Source organism: Maritalea mobilis, from assembly GCF_019800885.1.
GTDB classification, from domain to species: Bacteria; Pseudomonadota; Alphaproteobacteria; order Rhodobacterales; family Rhodobacteraceae; genus Roseibacterium; species Roseibacterium beibuensis.
On record NZ_JAHVKE010000002.1, the window covers coordinates 561,536 to 579,860 of the forward strand.

Consider the following 18,325-nt stretch of genomic DNA (forward strand, 5'->3'; position numbering starts at 1 on the left):
GCGCCTGTCTTTTAAGGATTCGATATGAACCAGGAACTCACCAACAACCCGTTCAACCCGCTGACCCCGCCGAAAGCCTTCGACGAGATCAAGGTGTCGCTGGCCTCGCCCGAGCGGATCCTCAGCTGGTCCTACGGCGAGATCAAGAAGCCCGAGACGATCAACTACCGCACGTTCAAGCCCGAGCGTGACGGCCTGTTCTGTGCGCGCATCTTCGGCCCCGTGAAGGACTACGAATGCCTTTGCGGCAAATACAAGCGCATGAAGTATCGCGGCGTCGTCTGCGAGAAATGCGGCGTGGAAGTCACCCTGCAAAAGGTCCGCCGCGAGCGTATGGGCCACATCGAACTGGCCGCGCCCGTCGCCCATATCTGGTTCCTCAAGTCGCTGCCCTCCCGCATCGGCCTGATGCTGGACATGACCCTCCGTGACCTCGAGCGTATTCTCTACTTCGAGAACTACGTCGTGATCGAGCCGGGCCTGACCGACCTGACCTATGGCCAGCTGATGAGCGAAGAGGAATTCCTCGACGCGCAGGACGCCTATGGCGCCGACGCCTTCCAGGCCAATATCGGGGCCGAGGCCATCCGCGAGATGCTTAGCCAGATCGACCTTGAGGCCGAGGCCGCGCAGCTGCGCGAAGACCTCAAGGAAGCCACGGGCGAACTGAAGCCCAAGAAGATCATCAAGCGTCTGAAAATCGTCGAGAACTTCCTCGAGTCGGGCAACCGCCCCGAGTGGATGGTCATGACGGTGATCCCGGTCATTCCGCCGGAACTGCGCCCGCTGGTGCCGCTGGATGGCGGCCGCTTCGCGACGTCGGACCTGAACGACCTCTATCGCCGGGTCATCAACCGCAACAACCGTCTGAAGCGCCTGATCGAGCTGCGCGCGCCCGACATCATCATCCGCAACGAGAAGCGGATGCTGCAGGAATCGGTCGACGCCCTCTTCGACAACGGCCGTCGCGGCCGCGTCATCACGGGTGCCAACAAGCGCCCGCTGAAATCGCTGTCCGATATGCTCAAGGGCAAGCAGGGCCGCTTCCGCCAGAACCTTCTGGGGAAACGCGTCGACTTCTCGGGCCGTTCGGTCATCGTGACCGGCCCGGAACTCAAGCTGCACCAGTGCGGCCTGCCCAAGAAGATGGCGCTCGAACTGTTCAAGCCGTTCATCTACTCGCGGCTTGAGGCCAAGGGCCTGTCCTCGACGGTCAAGCAGGCCAAGAAGCTGGTCGAGAAAGAGCGCCCCGAGGTGTGGGATATCCTCGACGAGGTGATCCGCGAACACCCCGTGATGCTGAACCGGGCGCCCACGTTGCACCGTCTCGGCATCCAGGCGTTCGAGCCCGTTTTGATCGAAGGCAAGGCGATCCAGCTTCACCCGCTGGTCTGTTCGGCCTTCAACGCCGACTTCGACGGCGACCAGATGGCCGTGCACGTTCCGCTGAGCCTCGAGGCCCAGCTGGAAGCGCGCGTCCTGATGATGTCGACGAACAACGTTCTGTCGCCCGCCAACGGCGCGCCGATCATCGTTCCGTCTCAGGACATGATCCTCGGCCTCTACTACGTGACCCTCGAGCGCGAGGGCATGAAGGGCGAAGGCATGGTCTTTGCCGATGTGGACGAGGTGCGCCATGCGCTGGACGCTGGCGAAGTGCACCTGCACTCCAAGATCAAGGCCCGCGTCAAGCAGATCGACGAGGAAGGCAACGAGGTTTACCAGCGTTTCGACACGACCCCCGGTCGCGTCCTGCTGGGCGACCTGCTGCCGCTGAACGCCAAGGCGCCCTTCGACCTGGTCAACCGTCTTCTGCGGAAGAAAGAGGTGCAGCAGGTCATCGACACCGTCTACCGCTATTGCGGTCAGAAGGAGTCGGTCATCTTCTGTGACCAGATCATGACCATGGGCTTCCGCGAGGCGTTCAAGGCCGGCATCTCCTTCGGCAAGGATGACATGGTCATCCCTGACACCAAGTGGACGCTGGTCGACGAGACCCGCGAACAGGTCAAGGAATTCGAACAGCAGTACATGGATGGCCTGATTACCCAGGGTGAGAAGTACAACAAGGTCATCGATGCCTGGTCGAAAGCCAACGACAAGGTGACGGACGCCATGATGGCGACGATCTCGGCGGCCAAGCGCGACGAGAACGGCGCCGAGATGGAGCCGAACTCGGTCTACATGATGGCCCACTCCGGGGCGCGTGGCTCGGTCACCCAGATGAAACAGCTGGGCGGCATGCGCGGCCTGATGGCCAAGCCCTCGGGCGAGATCATCGAAACGCCGATCATCTCGAACTTCAAGGAAGGTCTGACCGTTCTTGAATACTTCAACTCGACCCACGGCGCCCGTAAGGGTCTGTCGGACACGGCGCTCAAGACCGCGAACTCGGGGTATCTGACCCGTCGTCTCGTGGACGTGGCGCAGGACTGCATCGTTCGCATGGACGATTGCGGCACCGACCGCGTGATCACCGCCAAGGCCGCCGTCAATGACGGTGAGGTCGTGGCCTCGCTTGCCGAACGCATCCTGGGCCGCACCGCCGGTGAGGACGTGATGGTGCCGGGCACCGACGAGGTGATCTGCGCCAAGGGCGAGTTGATCGACGAACGCAAGGCCGACGCGATCGAGCAGGCCGGCGTGCAGCAGATGTTCATCCGCAGCCCGCTGACCTGTGAGGCCGAGGAAGGCGTCTGCGCCACCTGCTACGGGCGCGACCTTGCCCGCGGCACCAAGGTGAACACCGGCGAGGCCGTCGGCATCATCGCGGCGCAGTCGATCGGTGAACCCGGCACGCAGCTGACGATGCGGACCTTCCACATCGGCGGCGTTGCACAGGGGGGCCAGCAGTCCTTCCAGGAAGCGGGCATCGGCGGCACCATCGCCTTCGGCAACCCGAACCTGCTGGAAAACACCATGGGCGAGCAGATCGTCATGGGCCGCAACATGCAGCTGATCATCAACGACGATCAGGGCAACGAGCAGGCCAGCTTCAAGCTGGGCTACGGCACCAAGGTCATGGTCAAGGACGGCCAGAAAATCGACCGCGGCGACCGCCTGTTCGAGTGGGACCCCTACACGCTGCCGATCATCGCCGAGAAGGCGGGCACGGCGAAATTCGTCGACCTCATCTCGGGCGTGTCGATCCGCGAGGATACCGACGACGCGACCGGCATGACCCAGAAGATCGTCTCGGATTGGCGCACTGCCCCCAAGGGCAACGAGCTCAAGCCCGAGATCCTGATCGTGGGCGAGGATGGCGAACCGGTCCGCAACGATGCGGGCAACCCGGTGACCTACCCGATGTCGGTGGATGCGATCCTGTCGATCGAGGACGGCCAGAAGGTCGAAGCCGGCGACGTGGTGGCCCGTATCCCGCGTGAAGGCGCCAAGACCAAGGACATCACCGGTGGTCTGCCGCGTGTGGCCGAACTGTTCGAAGCCCGTCGTCCGAAGGATCACGCGATCATCGCCGAAATCGATGGCTACGTGAAATTCGGCCGCGACTTCAAGAACAAGCGCCGGATCGGCATCGTGCCCGCCGACGACAGCCTGGAGCCCGTGGAATACATGGTGCCCAAGGGCAAGCACATCCCGGTTGCCGAGGGCGATTTCGTCCAGAAGGGCGACTACATCATGGATGGCAACCCGGCGCCGCATGACATTCTGCGGATCATGGGGGTCGAGGCGCTCGCCGATTACCTCATCGACGAGGTGCAGGACGTCTATCGCCTGCAGGGTGTGAAGATCAACGACAAGCACATCGAGGTGATCGTTCGCCAGATGCTGCAGAAGTGGGAGATCCTCGACTCCGGCGAGACTACGCTGCTGAAGGGTGAGCATGTCGACAAGGCCGAGTTCGACGCGATGAACGAGAAGGCACTCGCCGAAGGCCGTCGTCCGGCCGAAGGTGAGCCGATCCTTCTGGGCATCACCAAGGCGTCGTTGCAGACCCGGTCCTTCATCTCGGCCGCGTCCTTCCAGGAAACCACGCGCGTGCTGACCGAGGCTTCGGTTCAGGGCAAGCGGGACAAGCTGGTCGGCCTGAAAGAGAACGTCATCGTGGGCCGCCTGATCCCGGCGGGCACCGGTGGCGCGACCCAGCGGGTCGAGCGCATTGCCAAGACGCGCGATTCCGAGGTGATCGAGGCTGCGCGTGCCGAGGCCGAAGCCGCCGCGGCACTGGCCGCCCCGGAAGAGGGCGACGCCGCCGAGTGATCGGATCTTCTGAAAGATTGGAAAACGCCCCGTTTCGACGGGGCGTTTTGCGTTTGTGTGGCTCACCTTTCCGGCCCGCTGGTCCCCGGAACGACGGGCCGCCTTCAAGGCTTGCCCGCTTGAGAAAGCGACCTTGAACACCAAGTTGGGGGTAGGATTGGAAACCACCCGCGAGGACCGGACATGACGGCAGAACCGAAATCCTTGATGGTCAGTGTCACCGGACGGGTTCAGGGCGTGGGGTTCCGCGCCTGGACACAGCGCGAGGCGACACGGCGCGGATTGGTCGGTTGGGTCCGCAACGAGTTCGACGGCTCGGTCTCGGCCCTGTTGGAGGGGCCACCCGACACCGTAGACGCGATGGTCGACGCGATGCAATCCGGCCCTATCGGCGCCCGCGTCGATCGGCTGAGTTCCATGCCCGGCGCGCAGACAGAACGCCAGGGTTTCGACATCACCGAGCCCGATTTCTGAAACAGGCTGCGGGGATTCCCCCGGCATGCGCTTTGTCCTACTGTCCGGGCGTAAGCGGTGTGTCGGAACACGGGGTCACATGGGCGCGGAAAACCAGATCGTGGGCGTGTGCCGCTTCTCCTACCTCGGGGAGGGGGGATTCCAGGCGCAGAAAGGCGGCTTCGAAAAAGCGCAGGAAGAACTTTATGCCATTCCGCGCATGCGCCGTCGCTTTGCCTATTTCGAGAATATCTGCCTTCCCTCGCTCGCCGCGCAGACCGACCAGAATTTCCGCCTTGTGGCCCTGATCGGGGACACGATGCCTTATCGGTGGCGCAAGCGCCTGAAAGGGCTGATGGGCGTCTATCCGTTCCTCGAGGTCTGCACGCTCGAGGCCGCCGGCCCGCTCAATTCCACGCGCCGCGCCTTTCGCCGGGGCGTGGACGGAGAGCCCGATTTCATCACCGGCTTTCGCATCGACGATGATGATGCGGTGGCGGTCGACTACATCGAACGCACACGCGCAATCTCCGACAAGCTGATCGAGCTTGGATGGGCCGACGCCGAAACGCCCGCCGCGGTCTGTTTCCATCGCGGCATCTACTGGGACATGAACCGCCCCGAGAACGAGCGGTTCTACGATTTCTCCGAGAAAGAACCCCTCGGTCTGGCTAGCGCGATGGTCACGACGCTCGACAGCACGTCCAACATCTTTCGCTGGAACCACCGAAAGCTCGCCGCGCATGTGCGCTGCTGGATCGACCCGAACGACTACATGTTCGTGCGCACGCTGCATGGTCATAACGACAGCGACCGCTCGATCCCGCCGGGGGCACGCCAGCTTCCCGACTGGCAGGCCCGCACCCTGCTGCGGAACCGCTTTTCCCTCGCCCCGAAAAAGATCATACCGCAGATGGCGGAGCTTCAGACGGAAGACGAATGAACGCGGCATCGAACCTGCGCGGCGCGCTGTTCATGATGGGCAGCATGGTCGCCTTCACCCTGAACGACGCCTGCGTGAAGCTGCTGGCCGATGATGTGCCGCTGTTCCAGATTGTCTTTCTTCGGGGCCTTCTGACCACCGCCTTGATGGTGGTGACCGTCGCGGCCTTCGGCAGGCTGTCGTTCCGCATTCCCAAGGGGGACCGGGGCAAGGTCGCGCTGCGAACCTTCTTCGAGGTGGCGGCGATGGTCGCCTTCCTGACTGCGCTGGTGAACATGGCCATCGCCAACGCCACCGCGATCCTGTCGGCCTTGCCGCTGCTGGTGACGGTCGCAGCCGCCGTGATGTTTCGCGAACCGCTTGGCTGGCGCCGGTTGACCGCCGTGGGCGTCGGGTTCACCGGCGTCTTGATGATCGTCCAGCCCGGGACCGAGGGATTCAACGTCTATTCCCTCGTCGCGCTGGTGGCGGTCCTTCTGATCACCGGGCGCGAAATGACGACCCGGGCCTTCAGCCCCGAGGTGCCCAGCATGACCGTGGCGGTCATCACCGCCGCTTCGGTCTGTGTCTTCGGCGGGGTCGCGTCGCTGTTCGAACCATGGGTGGCCCTTGGCTGGCGCGAGGTCGGGCTGATCGCGATGGCCTCGGTCTTCATCATTGGCGGCTACGTCTTCTCGGTGATGGTCATGCGCGTGGGCGAGGTCGGGTTCACCGCCCCCTTCCGCTACACCGCGCTGGTCTTCGCGCTGGTCTTGGGCCTTGTGCTGTTCGACGAGTTGCCGAACACCCTCGCGCTGGCCGGGGCGACGGTGGTCATGGGGACCGGCATCTATACCCTTCTGCGCGAACGCGCCTTGCGCCGCGCGGCGGCGGCACGCGCGACCGTCAAGGGCAGCGCCCATGGCTGACCGGGTGCAGGTCCAGGGGCTGTGCCGCTTCTCCTTTCCCTGCACGGGGGGCTTCAAGAAATACCACGATAGCCTTGAGGAACGTCGCGCCGCCCTCTACGCGCCCGACCGCCTGAACCAGCGGATGACCTGGTTCCGCCATGTCGGCCTGCCGGGGCTGCGGGCGCAGACGGACAAGGACTTTACCCTGCACCTCCTGCTGGGCGAAGATTTTCCCCAACCCTGGCGAGACGCGTTGCTGGCCATGATCGCCGATGTGCCGCAGATCGTGCCGGCCTTTCGCCCGCCGGGCGATCACCGCGCCGTCTGCCGCGAGGTGCTGTTGTCGGGCCGCGACCCCAAGGCCGACGCGGTGGCCGAGTTTCGCCTCGACGATGACGACGCCGTGGCCGTGAATTACGTGCAGTCGCTGCGCCGGAACTGGTCGCGGGTGCACCGGCTGGCGTCCTCGACCGGTCGCGTCGCGTTGGACCAGGGCAAGGGCATGGTGCTTGAGGCGCGGGCGGGGCAGGGGATCGTCCCGCACCTTTCCCTGACCATGTGCTGGACGCCCGCCCTCGCGGTCTACCTGCGCCCCGAGGATACCGGGATCATCATGGATTTCCCGCATCACAAGATCTGGCAGCGTCTGCCCTTCGTCAGCCTGACCGAGCAGGTCATGTTCATCCGGGGCCATCACACGACCAACGACGCCCAGACCCCGTGGAAGGCGACCGCCCCCGTCGCCCATGACCCGGCTGACCTGCCCAGGCTTTTGCGCCGCCGCTTCGACATTGATCTGGACGGCTTCGACCGCGCGTGGCAGGGTCTTGCCAACGGGTGACACGCGCCGCGCCGCGGCACTGTTGACACCTGCCCCGACTCCCCCTATACCGCGCGCCACTTGGCCGGGCGTCCCCGGGCGCTTTGCATGGCCTGAATACAGAATGAGTGGTCACGATCCGGGCCGTTTTGGTGCCCCGATCCTCTGAGAATTCCGCCGCAGCGTCCTCCAGGTAGGGAAGGGATGCATGCGGGTTTGGTGTTTTCGTGCATGCGAAACGCCATCTGACATGAGTGAGCAAAACGGGGAACCGAATGCCGACGATTCAACAGCTGATCCGCAAGCCGCGGCAGCCCAAAGTAAAAAGGTCCAAGTCCCAGCACTTGGAAAGCTGCCCGCAAAAGCGTGGCGTGTGCACGCGCGTCTACACCACCACTCCGAAGAAGCCGAACTCGGCTATGCGGAAAGTGGCCAAGGTGCGCCTGACCAATGGCTACGAGGTCATCAGCTACATCCCCGGTGAAAGCCACAACCTTCAGGAGCACTCGGTTGTCCTGATCCGTGGCGGCCGTGTGAAAGACCTTCCCGGTGTGCGCTACCACATCCTGCGTGGTGTTCTGGATACCCAGGGCGTCAAGGATCGTAAGCAGCGTCGTTCGAAATACGGCGCCAAGAAGCCGAAGTAAGAGGATACAGACATGTCCCGTCGTCACCGCGCAGAGAAACGCGAAGTTCTGCCCGACGCCAAGTTCGGCGACCGCGTTCTGACCAAATTCATGAACAACCTGATGATCGACGGCAAGAAGTCGGTCGCAGAGACCATCGTCTACAACGCGTTCGATCGCGTCGAAGGCAAGCTCAAGCGCGCACCCGTCGAGGTGTTCCACGAGGCGCTCGACAACATCAAGCCCGCCGTCGAGGTTCGCTCGCGCCGTGTGGGTGGTGCAACCTACCAGGTTCCCGTAGAAGTGCGCCCCGAGCGTCGTGAAGCCCTGGCGATCCGCTGGCTGATCAACGCGGCCCGCGCCCGCAACGAAAACACCATGGAAGAGCGTCTGGCCGGCGAACTGGTTGACGCCGTGAACTCGCGCGGCTCCGCCGTGAAAAAGCGCGAAGACACGCACAAGATGGCCGACGCCAACAAGGCGTTCAGCCACTACCGTTGGTAAATCTCTCTCTCCAAGCCTGAGGACATCCCCATGGCACGCGACTATCCGCTCCAGCGCTACCGAAACTTCGGGATCATGGCGCATATCGACGCCGGCAAGACCACGACGACCGAGCGCATCCTTTACTACACCGGCCGCTCCCACAAGATCGGCGAAGTCCATGACGGCGCCGCCACCATGGACTGGATGGAGCAGGAGCAGGAACGGGGGATCACGATCACCTCGGCTGCGACCACCACCTTCTGGCAGTGGCAGGAAGATCCGACCGCCGAGGGCACGTCGGACACCAAGGTGCGCTTCAACATCATCGACACCCCCGGCCACGTCGACTTCACCATCGAAGTCGAACGGTCGCTGGCCGTTCTCGACGGCGCAGTCGCCCTGCTGGACGGCAACGCCGGTGTCGAGCCGCAGACCGAAACGGTGTGGCGTCAGGCCGACCGCTACAAGGTTCCGCGTCTCGTCTTCGTCAACAAGATGGACAAGATCGGCGCCGACTACTTCAACTGCGTGAAGATGATCAAGGACCGCACCGGCGCGACACCCGTGCCCGTGAACTTCCCGATCGGCGCCGAAGACAAGCTGGAAGGCATCGTCGACCTGATCACCATGGAAGAGTGGGTCTGGCAGGGCGAAGACCTCGGTGCATCGTGGGAGCGTCGCCCGATCCGTGACGACCTCAAGGCCACCGCCGACGAATGGCGCGCCAACCTCATCGAGAACGCCGTCGAAATGGACGACGACGCGATGATGGCCTACCTCGAAGGCGAAGAGCCCGACGTCGCAACCCTGCGCAAGCTGGTTCGCAAGGGCTGTCTCGACCTGAAATTCGTTCCGGTTCTCGGTGGCTCGGCCTTCAAGAACAAGGGTGTCCAGCCGCTGCTGAACGCCGTTGTCGACTTCCTGCCCAGCCCGCTGGACGTGGTCGACTACATGGGCTTCAAGCCCGGCGACGAAAACGAAGAGCGTAACATCGCCCGCCGCGCGGACGACGACATGCCCTTCGCCGGCCTCGCGTTCAAGATCATGAACGACCCGTTCGTCGGCTCGCTGACGTTCACGCGCATCTACTCGGGCGTGCTCAAGAAGGGCGACTCGATCCTGAACTCGACCAAGGGCAAGAAAGAGCGCATCGGTCGTATGATGATGATGCACTCCAACAACCGCGAAGAGATCGAGGAAGCCTTTGCTGGCGACATCATCGCGCTGGCAGGTCTGAAAGAGACCACCACCGGTGACACGCTGTGCGATGCGCAGGATGCCGTCGTTCTGGAAACGATGACCTTCCCCGATCCGGTGATCGAGATCGCAGTCGAGCCCAAGACGAAGGCCGACCAGGAGAAGATGTCCCAGGGTCTGGCCCGTCTGGCCGCCGAAGACCCGTCCTTCCGCGTCGAAACCGACCTCGAGTCCGGTCAGACCATCATGAAGGGCATGGGCGAACTTCACCTCGACATCCTCGTCGACCGCCTCAAGCGCGAGTTCAAGGTCGAAGCCAACATCGGCGCCCCGCAGGTGGCCTATCGCGAGACCATCGGTCACGAGATCGAGCATACCTACACCCACAAGAAGCAGTCGGGTGGTTCGGGTCAGTTCGCCGAGGTCAAGCTCATCATCTCGCCGACCGAGCCGGGCGAAGGTTATTCGTTCGAAAGCCGCATCGTCGGCGGTGCCGTGCCGAAGGAATACATCCCCGGCGTCGAGAAGGGCATCAAGTCGGTGATGGACTCCGGTCCGCTCGCGGGCTTCCCGGTGATCGACTTCAAGGTGGCGCTCATCGACGGTAAGTTCCACGACGTCGACTCGTCGGTTCTCGCCTTCGAAATCGCATCGCGGATGTGCATGCGCGAAGGTCTGAAAAAGGCCGGCGCCAAGCTGCTCGAACCGATGATGAAGGTCGAGGTGGTCACGCCCGAGGAATACACCGGTGGCATCATCGGCGACCTCACCTCCCGCCGCGGTCAGGTGACCGGGCAGGAGCCGCGCGGCAACGCCATCGCGATCAACGCCTTCGTGCCGCTGGCCAACATGTTCGGCTACATCAACACGCTGCGCTCGATGTCCTCGGGCCGTGCGCAGTTCACGATGCAGTTCGACCATTACGAGCCGGTTCCGCAGAACATCTCGGAAGAGATCCAGTCGAAATACGCATAACGGCGGGGCGGTCGCGCCGCCCGCCCCAAACCGTAGGGGTCGCCCAGGCGACCTGCACCAGACAAGGAGGCCATCATGGCAAAGGAAAAGTTTGAACGTAACAAACCGCACGTGAACATCGGCACGATTGGCCATGTTGACCACGGCAAGACGACGCTGACGGCGGCGATTACGAAGTATTTCGGCGACTTCAAGGCGTATGACCAGATTGACGGTGCGCCGGAAGAGAAGGCGCGCGGGATCACGATTTCGACGGCGCACGTGGAATACGAGACGGAGAACCGTCACTACGCGCACGTCGACTGCCCCGGCCACGCGGACTACGTGAAGAACATGATCACGGGTGCGGCGCAGATGGACGGCGCGATCCTGGTTGTGAACGCGGCCGACGGCCCGATGCCGCAGACGCGTGAGCACATCCTGCTGGCGCGCCAGGTTGGCGTTCCCGCGCTGGTGGTGTTCCTCAACAAGGTCGACCAGGTCGACGACGAGGAGCTGCTCGAGCTGGTCGAGATGGAAGTGCGCGAGCTGCTGAGCTCCTACGACTTCCCGGGCGACGACATTCCGATCATCGCCGGCTCGGCGCTGGCGGCGATGGAAGGCCGTGATCCCGAGATCGGCGAGAACAAGATCAAGGAGCTTCTGGCCGCTGTCGACGAGTACATCCCGACGCCCGAGCGCGCCGTGGACCAGCCCTTCCTGATGCCGATCGAAGACGTGTTCTCGATCTCGGGCCGCGGTACGGTTGTGACCGGCCGTGTGGAGCGTGGCGTGATCAACGTGGGCGACGAGATCGAGATCGTCGGCATCAAGGACACCACCAAGACGACCTGCACGGGCGTCGAGATGTTCCGCAAGCTGCTGGATCGCGGTGAAGCGGGCGACAACATCGGCGCGCTGCTGCGCGGTGTGGACCGTGACGGTGTCGAGCGTGGCCAGGTTCTCTGCAAGCCGGGTTCGGTGACGCCGCACACGAAGTTCGAGGCCGAGGCCTACATCCTGACGAAGGAAGAGGGTGGCCGTCACACGCCGTTCTTCGCCAACTACCGCCCGCAGTTCTACTTCCGCACGACGGACGTGACCGGGACGGTGACGCTGGCCGAAGGCACGGAGATGGTGATGCCGGGCGACAACGTGTCGTTCACGGTCGAACTGATCGCCCCGATCGCCATGGAAGACGGCCTGCGCTTCGCCATCCGCGAAGGCGGCCGCACCGTCGGCGCAGGCGTCGTCGCCAAAATCATCGAGTGATCGGGTGCCGGCGCAAGCCGGCCCTCTTTCATCGCCGTGACAGTGGTTTTCAAAAAACCATGAAAGCGGTCCCGATGATGACTTGAAACGCCGAAGGTCGCGCGATATTGCGCGGCCTTCGCCGGTAACCAGCCCGGCCAAAACGAAACCGGTTCGACGAGGGGCGGATTGCCCGTCCCCTCCTCTCAACTGAAAGGAACATGATATGGCGATTGCCAGCCAGAACATCCGGATCCGCCTCAAGGCGTTCGATTACCGGGTTCTCGATGCCTCCACGCAGGAGATCGTGAACACCGCCAAGCGGACCGGCGCGCAGGTGCGCGGCCCGATCCCGCTGCCCAACAAGATCGAGAAGTTCACCGTTCTGCGTGGTCCCCACGTGGACAAGAAGAGCCGTGACCAGTGGGAGATCCGCACCCACAAGCGTCTTCTCGATATCGTCGATCCGACCCCGCAGACGGTGGACGCGCTGATGAAGCTCGACCTCGCCGCCGGCGTGGATGTCGAGATCAAGGTCTGAGGGGGGTAACGACGATGTTGCGCTCTGGAGTGATCGCCAAGAAGCTGGGCATGACCCGGCTGTTCATGGAAGACGGGCGTCAGGTTCCCGTCACTGTATTGTCGCTGGACGGCTGCCAGGTCGTCGCGCAGCGCACCCCCGACACGGACGGTTACACCGCCGTGCAGCTGGGTGCCGGCACGGCAAAGGCAAAGCGCGTTTCGGCGCCGATGCGTGGCCATTACGCCAAGGCATCGGTTGCGCCCAAGCGGAAGCTGGCCGAGTTTCGCGTCGACCCCGACAACATGATCGGCGTTGGTGAGGAAATCACCGCCGACCATTACTTCGAAGGTCAGTTCGTGGACGTCTCGGGCACCTCGATCGGTAAAGGTTTCGCCGGTGCCATGAAGCGGCACAACTTCGGTGGTCTGCGCGCCTCGCACGGCGTGTCGATCAGCCACCGTTCGCACGGCTCGACCGGTCAGTGTCAGGACCCCGGCCGCGTCTTCAAAGGCAAGAAAATGGCCGGCCACATGGGTGCTGCCCGCGTGACCACGCAGAACCTGCAAGTCGTCAAGACCGACGCCGCGCGGGGCCTGATCATGGTCAAGGGCGCCGTTCCCGGCTCCAAGGGCGGTTGGGTGACGATCAAGGACGCGGTGAAAAAGCCGTTCCCCGAGAACGCCATTCTGCCCGCCGCGCTGAAGTCGGCCGCTGAAGAGGCCGCCAAGGCCGCCGAAGCCGCCGCTGCCGAAGCAGCCGCCGAAGAAGCCGCAGCCGCAGAAGCCGCCGCAGCCGAAGCAGCCGCCGCCGAAGAGGCCGCGCTGAAAGAGGCCGAGGCACAGATCGAAGCCGAGAAGAAGGACGGTGAGGAATGAAACTCGACGTGATCAAACTCGACGGCGGCAAGGCCGGTTCGGTCGAGCTCGGCGACGATGTCTTCGGACTCGAGCCGCGCGCCGACATCCTGCACCGCGTCGTCCGCTGGCAGCGCAACAAGGCGCAAGCCGGCACGCACAAGGTCAAGACCCGGTCCGAGACCAGCTACTCGACCAAGAAGATCTATCGCCAGAAGGGCACCGGCGGCGCACGCCACGGGGACCGCAACGCGCCGATCTTCCGCAAGGGTGGTATCTACAAGGGTCCGACCCCGCGCAGCCACGCCCACGACCTGCCCAAGAAGTTCCGCAAGCTGGGCCTGAAGCACGCGCTTTCGGCCAAGATGGCGGCGGGCGAACTGGTCGTGATCGAGACGGCCGCGATGGATGCGCCCAAGACCAGCGCCCTGGCCAAGCAGGTCAAGGAACTGGGCTGGAAGCGTGCCCTGATCATCGACGGCGCCGAGGTGAACGAGAACTTCGCCATGGCAGCCCGCAACATCGAAGGTCTCGATGTGCTGCCGTCGGTGGGTGCCAACGTCTATGACATCCTCAAGCGCGACACGCTCGTGCTGACCAAGGCGGGTGTCGAAGCTCTGGAGGCTCGACTGAAATGAGCGTGAAGGCAGAACATTACGACGTGATCCGCAAGCCGATCATCACCGAGAAATCCACGATGGCGTCCGAGAACAACGCCGTCGTCTTCGAAGTGGCGATCGACGCGAACAAGCCGCAGATCAAGGAAGCGGTCGAAACGCTCTTTGGCGTGAAGGTGAAGGCGGTCAACACCGTCGTCTCCAAGGGCAAGGTCAAGCGCTTCCGCGGCCAGACCGGCACCCGCAAGGACGTCAAGAAGGCCTATGTGACCCTCGAAGAGGGCAACACCATTGACGTGTCGACCGGTCTTTAATAGACGGCGACATCGCTTCGGCCCCGGCACCATCCGGGGCCGTCGTTTTTGAGAGAATCGGGGACCTTCGGGGCCCTTCACCACCGGGGCTGACCCCCCGCAAAGCTACGGAAGACAGAAAGCATGGCACTCAAGTCGTACAAACCGACGACGCCGGGCCAGCGTGGGCTGGTTCTGATCGACCGTTCGGAGCTTTGGAAAGGTCGCCCGGTCAAGTCCCTCACCGAGGGTCTGACCAAGAAGGGCGGCCGGAACAATACCGGACGGATCACCGCACGCCGCCGCGGCGGCGGGGCGAAGCGTCTTTATCGCGTCGTCGATTTCAAGCGGACCAAGTTCGACGTTCCGGCCACGGTCGAGCGTATCGAATACGACCCCAACCGCACCGCCTTCATCGCCCTGGTCCGCTACCAGGACGGCGAGCAGGCCTACATCCTTGCGCCGCAGCGCCTCGCCATTGGCGACACGGTCGTTGCCGGCTCGAAGGTCGACATCAAGCCCGGTAATGCGATGCCCTTCTCGGGCATGCCGATCGGTACGATCGTCCACAACATCGAGCTGAAGCCCGGCAAGGGCGGCCAGATCGCGCGCGCCGCGGGCACCTACGCCCAGTTCGTCGGTCGCGACGGTGGCTACGCCCAGATCCGCCTGTCTTCGGGCGAGCTGCGCATGGTCCGCCAGGAGTGCATGGCAACGGTTGGCGCGGTCTCGAACCCCGACAACTCGAACCAGAATTTCGGCAAGGCCGGCCGCACCCGCCACATGGGCAAGCGCCCCGCCGTTCGCGGCGTCGCAATGAACCCGATCGATCACCCCCATGGTGGTGGTGAGGGTCGGACCTCGGGTGGCCGTACGCCGGTTTCGCCCTGGGGTGTCGACACCAAGGGTAAGCGCACCCGCAACAAGAACAAGGCGAGCCAGAAGCTGATCATCCGCTCGCGGCACGCCAAGAAGAAAGGGCGCTAAGACATGTCGCGTTCCGTCTGGAAAGGGCCTTTTGTCGACTCTTACGTCCTCAAGAAGGCTGAGAAATCCCGCGAGTCGGGCCGCAACGAGGTCATCAAGATCTGGTCGCGCCGCTCGACCATCCTGCCCCAGTTCGTGGGGCTCACCTTCGGCGTCTACAACGGCCAGAAGCATATCCCGGTGAACGTCACCGAGGACATGATCGGTCAGAAGTTCGGTGAATATGCACCGACGCGGACCTATTACGGCCACGCCGCCGACAAGAAAGCCAAGAGGAAGTAAGCCATGGGCAAGGATAAGAATCCCCGCCGCGTGGCGGACAATGAGGCGATGGCCAAGCTGCGTATGCTGCGCACCTCGCCCCAGAAACTGAACCTGGTGGCGGCGATGATCCGCGGCAAGAAGGTTGAAAAGGCCCTGTCGGACCTGACCTTCTCGAAGAAGCGCATCGCCGTGGACGTGAAGAAATGCCTTCAGTCCGCCATCGCCAATGCCGAGAACAACCACGGTCTCGACGTCGATGAACTCATCGTCGCCGAAGCCTGGGTCGGCAAGAACCTGGTGATGAAGCGCGGCCGTCCGCGCGCCCGCGGTCGTTTCGGCCGTATTCACAAGCCGTTCAGCGAGCTGACCATCACGGTTCGCCAGGTCGAGGAGCAAGCATAATGGGTCACAAGGTCAACCCGATTGGTATGCGCCTCCAGGTGAACCGCACCTGGGACAGCCGCTGGTACGCCGACACGAAAGAGTACGGTGATCTCCTGCTCGAGGATATCGCGATCCGCGAATTCATCGAGGAAGAGTGCAAGCAGGCTGGCGTGTCGAAAGTCATCATCGAACGCCCGCACCGCAAGTGCCGCGTCACGATCCACACCGCCCGTCCGGGTGTCATCATCGGCAAGAAAGGCGCAGACATCGAAACCCTGCGCAAGAAGCTGGCGAAGATGACGGACAGCGAGCTGCACCTCAACATCGTCGAGGTCCGCAAGCCCGAGCTGGACGCCCAGCTGGTGGCCGAGTCGATCGCGCAGCAGCTCGAGCGTCGTGTGTCGTTCCGCCGTGCCATGAAGCGCGCCGTGCAGAACGCCATGCGCATGGGTGCCCTCGGCATCCGCGTGAATGTTGCCGGCCGTCTTGGCGGCGCCGAGATCGCGCGCACCGAGTGGTATCGTGAAGGCCGCGTGCCGCTTCACACCCTGCGCGCCGACATCGACTACGCCCTGTCCGAGGCCGAGACGCCCTATGGCATCATCGGCATCAAGGTCTGGATCTTCAAAGGCGAGATCATGGAGCACGATCCCAGTGCCCGCGATCGCCGTCATGCGGAGCTCCAGGAAGGCGGCGGGCCTCGTCCGCGCCGCGACCGCTGAGGAGTTTGAGAGATGCTGCAACCCAAGCGCACGAAATTCCGCAAACAACACAAGGGCCGTATCCGTGGCGAAGCCAAGGGTGGGTCGGATCTGAACTTCGGCACCTATGGCCTCAAGGCGCTTCAGCCCGAGCGGGTCACCGCCCGTCAGATCGAAGCCGCCCGTCGTGCCATGACGCGTCACATGAAGCGTCAGGGCCGCGTCTGGATCCGGATCTTCCCCGATCTGCCCGTCACCTCGAAGCCCGTCGAAGTTCGGATGGGTAAAGGTAAGGGGTCGGTCGATTACTGGGCCTGCAAGGTCAAGCCGGGCCGGATCATGTTCGAGATCGACGGCGTGTCCGAGACCGTCGCCCGCGAAGCCCTGCGCCTCGCCGCGATGAAGCTGCCGATCAAGACCCGCACCGTGGTCCGCGAGGACTGGTAAGGTCGAAAACGCCTCCGGCGTTTTCCGGGCAGCACCCCGGTGAAGAAACAGAAAACCCCCGCCGAGCAATCGGCGGGGGTTTTGTCATTCAAGGGGGGCGGCGGGGTGAACCCCGCCCTACGGGTGGGGGTGGTTCATTCCCACTTGTAGTTGAAGCTGACCGAGATGCGGTCGTCCTCGGCCATGTTCATCGGCACTTCATGGCGCAGCCAGCTCTCCCAGAGCAGCACGTCGCCCACGGCGGGCTTTACGTAGATGAAGGGCTGCAACTCCTCACGCGCGCCTTTGCGGCGGGTGGGGGCGGCCATCATCATGGCCGAACGCGGGTCTTCCAGCTTGAGCGCCGAGGTGCCCTCGGGCATGGCGACGTAAGTCGTGCCGGAAATCACCGAATGGGGGTGGATATGGCTGGCATGCATCCCGCCCTCGGGAAGTATGTTGATCCAAAGATCCTCCAGCACCAGCTTGCCCTCGCCAAGGTCGAATTCCAGGTCCTCGGCGAAGGCCGCGACATGGGCATCCAGAACCTTGACCAGGTCGGCGAAGATCGGGAAGCGCCAGGGCAGGTCGGTCAGCGAAGCGTAAGAGGTATAGCCGGGATAGCCATTGGCCTCGCACCAATCCTGGCCCGCCTCGTCATCCTCGGCGATGACAAGGCAGGAGTTTTCCAGTTCCTCCGCGTCGATCGGCTGGCCGAATTCGGAGAGGGGCGCGTGATAGAGACGGGTCGCGAAGAGCGATTTGATCTGTGCCATGGCCGCGTGATACCCCAAGCCAATCCGCTGCGCGAGGGCGTTTGACGCCGCCGGCGTCGGGGCAAGTCAAGAAAATCAGGCACAACCCGGCATCGGGGGTTGCTTTATCGGGGGACTCGGAGTATCCGGCGCCCTCATTCCGAAATCCACCGGATTTGGCGTGACCCGATTCCCTTGGGGCGCCCCGGTGTTATTGAGAGGAAACACAGGCGATGAACGCCAATGAACTGCGTGACAAGACGCCGGACCAGCTGCGTGATCAGCTCGTCCAGCTGAAGAAGGAGGCCTTCAACCTCCGCTTCCAGCAGGCCACCGGCCAGCTGGAGAACACCGCCCGCATGCGCGCCGTCAAGCGCGACACCGCGCGCGTGAAAACGATCCTGAACGAGAAAGCGGCAGTTGCCGCAAGCACGGAGGCCTGAGAATGCCCAAGCGTATCCTGCAAGGCACCGTCACCTCGGACACCAACGCCCAGACCGTCACCGTGTCGGTCGAGCGTCGCTTCAAGCACCCGGTTCTGCAAAAGACGATCCGGAAGTCGAAGAAGTACCGCGCCCATGATGCTGACAACCAGTACAAGGTCGGGGATACCGTGCGCATTCAAGAATGTGCACCCATGTCGAAGACGAAACGCTGGGAGGTGGTCGAGCGCGTCTGAC

At 63.4% G+C, this 18,325-nt stretch carries 21 protein-coding genes; 20 read left to right on the forward strand and 1 reads right to left on the reverse strand.

Annotated features, from left to right (window positions below; translation table 11 throughout):
* Positions 1-24 precede the first annotated feature (24 nt).
* From rpoC to rplP, 18 genes are all read left to right on the forward strand, one after another.
* Complete coding sequence (rpoC, locus tag KUV65_RS11550; RefSeq protein WP_222190773.1) at positions 25-4,221, forward strand: DNA-directed RNA polymerase subunit beta'; 4,197 nt, start codon at positions 25-27, stop codon at positions 4,219-4,221.
* A gap of 183 nt (positions 4,222-4,404) precedes the next feature.
* Complete coding sequence (locus KUV65_RS11555; RefSeq protein ID WP_222190775.1) at positions 4,405-4,695, forward strand: acylphosphatase; 291 nt, start codon at positions 4,405-4,407, stop codon at positions 4,693-4,695.
* A 79-nt stretch (positions 4,696-4,774) separates the two neighbouring features.
* A complete protein-coding gene (locus KUV65_RS11560) occupies positions 4,775-5,617 on the forward strand; it encodes a glycosyltransferase (protein ID WP_222190777.1) in 843 nt (280 codons plus the stop codon).
* A complete protein-coding gene (locus KUV65_RS11565; RefSeq protein ID WP_222190778.1) occupies positions 5,614-6,525 on the forward strand; it encodes a DMT family transporter in 912 nt (303 codons plus the stop codon). The genes KUV65_RS11560 and KUV65_RS11565 overlap by 4 nt, the downstream gene beginning before the upstream one ends.
* Entirely contained in the window at positions 6,518-7,348 is an 831-nt protein-coding gene (locus KUV65_RS11570) for a putative rhamnosyl transferase (protein WP_222190780.1), read from the forward strand. Before KUV65_RS11565 ends, KUV65_RS11570 begins: the two co-directional genes overlap by 8 nt.
* Positions 7,349-7,602: 254 nt before the next feature.
* Positions 7,603-7,974 (forward strand): 30S ribosomal protein S12, encoded by a 372-nt coding sequence (rpsL, locus tag KUV65_RS11575; protein ID WP_025311764.1) that lies wholly within the window; start codon positions 7,603-7,605, stop codon positions 7,972-7,974.
* 12 nt (positions 7,975-7,986) lie between these two features.
* On the forward strand, positions 7,987-8,457 hold the full coding sequence (gene rpsG, locus KUV65_RS11580) for a 30S ribosomal protein S7 (protein WP_222190782.1): 471 nt from the start codon (positions 7,987-7,989) through the stop codon (positions 8,455-8,457).
* 30 nt (positions 8,458-8,487) lie between these two features.
* Positions 8,488-10,611 (forward strand): elongation factor G, encoded by a 2,124-nt coding sequence (gene fusA, locus KUV65_RS11585; RefSeq protein WP_222190784.1) that lies wholly within the window; start codon positions 8,488-8,490, stop codon positions 10,609-10,611.
* A 75-nt stretch (positions 10,612-10,686) separates the two neighbouring features.
* Entirely contained in the window at positions 10,687-11,862 is a 1,176-nt protein-coding gene (gene tuf, locus KUV65_RS11590; RefSeq protein WP_222190750.1) for an elongation factor Tu, read from the forward strand.
* A 211-nt stretch (positions 11,863-12,073) separates the two neighbouring features.
* Complete coding sequence (gene rpsJ, locus KUV65_RS11595; RefSeq protein ID WP_025311767.1) at positions 12,074-12,382, forward strand: 30S ribosomal protein S10; 309 nt, start codon at positions 12,074-12,076, stop codon at positions 12,380-12,382.
* 17 nt (positions 12,383-12,399) lie between these two features.
* A complete protein-coding gene (gene rplC, locus KUV65_RS11600) occupies positions 12,400-13,239 on the forward strand; it encodes a 50S ribosomal protein L3 (RefSeq protein ID WP_222191270.1) in 840 nt (279 codons plus the stop codon).
* Positions 13,236-13,856 carry a 50S ribosomal protein L4 gene (gene rplD, locus KUV65_RS11605; protein WP_222190786.1) on the forward strand — a complete coding sequence of 207 codons (621 nt, stop codon included), beginning with the start codon at positions 13,236-13,238 and terminating at the stop codon, positions 13,854-13,856. Before rplC ends, rplD begins: the two co-directional genes overlap by 4 nt.
* A complete protein-coding gene (locus KUV65_RS11610; protein WP_222190788.1) occupies positions 13,853-14,149 on the forward strand; it encodes a 50S ribosomal protein L23 in 297 nt (98 codons plus the stop codon). Before rplD ends, KUV65_RS11610 begins: the two co-directional genes overlap by 4 nt.
* Positions 14,150-14,272: 123 nt before the next feature.
* Entirely contained in the window at positions 14,273-15,115 is an 843-nt protein-coding gene (gene rplB, locus KUV65_RS11615) for a 50S ribosomal protein L2 (protein WP_222190790.1), read from the forward strand.
* A gap of 3 nt (positions 15,116-15,118) precedes the next feature.
* Positions 15,119-15,397 carry a 30S ribosomal protein S19 gene (gene rpsS, locus KUV65_RS11620; protein WP_025311772.1) on the forward strand — a complete coding sequence of 93 codons (279 nt, stop codon included), beginning with the start codon at positions 15,119-15,121 and terminating at the stop codon, positions 15,395-15,397.
* A gap of 3 nt (positions 15,398-15,400) precedes the next feature.
* On the forward strand, positions 15,401-15,781 hold the full coding sequence (gene rplV / locus KUV65_RS11625) for a 50S ribosomal protein L22 (protein WP_222190792.1): 381 nt from the start codon (positions 15,401-15,403) through the stop codon (positions 15,779-15,781).
* Positions 15,781-16,485, forward strand: coding sequence for a 30S ribosomal protein S3 (rpsC, locus tag KUV65_RS11630; RefSeq protein WP_025311774.1), 705 nt, complete (start codon positions 15,781-15,783; stop codon positions 16,483-16,485). Before rplV ends, rpsC begins: the two co-directional genes overlap by 1 nt.
* Before the next feature lie 12 nt (positions 16,486-16,497).
* Positions 16,498-16,911 carry a 50S ribosomal protein L16 gene (gene rplP, locus KUV65_RS11635; RefSeq protein WP_222190794.1) on the forward strand — a complete coding sequence of 138 codons (414 nt, stop codon included), beginning with the start codon at positions 16,498-16,500 and terminating at the stop codon, positions 16,909-16,911.
* Between the two features lie 134 nt (positions 16,912-17,045).
* On the opposite strand, the gene KUV65_RS11640 is transcribed toward rplP, so the two are convergent.
* Positions 17,046-17,666 carry a 2OG-Fe(II) oxygenase family protein gene (locus KUV65_RS11640; protein ID WP_222190796.1) on the reverse strand — a complete coding sequence of 207 codons (621 nt, stop codon included), beginning with the start codon at positions 17,664-17,666 and terminating at the stop codon, positions 17,046-17,048.
* A 212-nt stretch (positions 17,667-17,878) separates the two neighbouring features.
* Between KUV65_RS11640 and rpmC the strand changes: the two genes are divergently transcribed.
* Together rpmC and rpsQ are read left to right on the forward strand one after the other, a co-directional pair.
* Positions 17,879-18,088 (forward strand): 50S ribosomal protein L29, encoded by a 210-nt coding sequence (gene rpmC / locus KUV65_RS11645; protein WP_222190798.1) that lies wholly within the window; start codon positions 17,879-17,881, stop codon positions 18,086-18,088.
* Positions 18,089-18,090: 2 nt separating this feature from the next.
* The gene (rpsQ, locus tag KUV65_RS11650; RefSeq protein WP_038650285.1) at positions 18,091-18,324 is read left to right on the forward strand and encodes a 30S ribosomal protein S17; all 234 of its coding nucleotides are present in this window, start codon (positions 18,091-18,093) and stop codon (positions 18,322-18,324) included.
* Position 18,325 lies beyond the last annotated feature (1 nt).

Coding starts and splice junctions, on each gene's coding strand:
- rpoC (WP_222190773.1), top strand. CDS start 25: ATGAACCAGGAACTCACCAACAACCCGTTCAACCCGCTGACCCCGCCG.
- KUV65_RS11555 (WP_222190775.1), top strand. CDS start 4,405: ATGACGGCAGAACCGAAATCCTTGATGGTCAGTGTCACCGGACGGGTT.
- KUV65_RS11560 (WP_222190777.1), top strand. CDS start 4,775: ATGGGCGCGGAAAACCAGATCGTGGGCGTGTGCCGCTTCTCCTACCTC.
- KUV65_RS11565 (WP_222190778.1), top strand. CDS start 5,614: ATGAACGCGGCATCGAACCTGCGCGGCGCGCTGTTCATGATGGGCAGC.
- KUV65_RS11570 (WP_222190780.1), top strand. CDS start 6,518: ATGGCTGACCGGGTGCAGGTCCAGGGGCTGTGCCGCTTCTCCTTTCCC.
- rpsL (WP_025311764.1), top strand. CDS start 7,603: ATGCCGACGATTCAACAGCTGATCCGCAAGCCGCGGCAGCCCAAAGTA.
- rpsG (WP_222190782.1), top strand. CDS start 7,987: ATGTCCCGTCGTCACCGCGCAGAGAAACGCGAAGTTCTGCCCGACGCC.
- fusA (WP_222190784.1), top strand. CDS start 8,488: ATGGCACGCGACTATCCGCTCCAGCGCTACCGAAACTTCGGGATCATG.
- tuf (WP_222190750.1), top strand. CDS start 10,687: ATGGCAAAGGAAAAGTTTGAACGTAACAAACCGCACGTGAACATCGGC.
- rplD (WP_222190786.1), top strand. CDS start 13,236: ATGAAACTCGACGTGATCAAACTCGACGGCGGCAAGGCCGGTTCGGTC.
- KUV65_RS11610 (WP_222190788.1), top strand. CDS start 13,853: ATGAGCGTGAAGGCAGAACATTACGACGTGATCCGCAAGCCGATCATC.
- rplB (WP_222190790.1), top strand. CDS start 14,273: ATGGCACTCAAGTCGTACAAACCGACGACGCCGGGCCAGCGTGGGCTG.
- rpsS (WP_025311772.1), top strand. CDS start 15,119: ATGTCGCGTTCCGTCTGGAAAGGGCCTTTTGTCGACTCTTACGTCCTC.
- rplV (WP_222190792.1), top strand. CDS start 15,401: ATGGGCAAGGATAAGAATCCCCGCCGCGTGGCGGACAATGAGGCGATG.
- rpsC (WP_025311774.1), top strand. CDS start 15,781: ATGGGTCACAAGGTCAACCCGATTGGTATGCGCCTCCAGGTGAACCGC.
- rplP (WP_222190794.1), top strand. CDS start 16,498: ATGCTGCAACCCAAGCGCACGAAATTCCGCAAACAACACAAGGGCCGT.
- KUV65_RS11640 (WP_222190796.1), bottom strand. CDS start 17,666: ATGGCACAGATCAAATCGCTCTTCGCGACCCGTCTCTATCACGCGCCC.
- rpmC (WP_222190798.1), top strand. CDS start 17,879: ATGAACGCCAATGAACTGCGTGACAAGACGCCGGACCAGCTGCGTGAT.
- rpsQ (WP_038650285.1), top strand. CDS start 18,091: ATGCCCAAGCGTATCCTGCAAGGCACCGTCACCTCGGACACCAACGCC.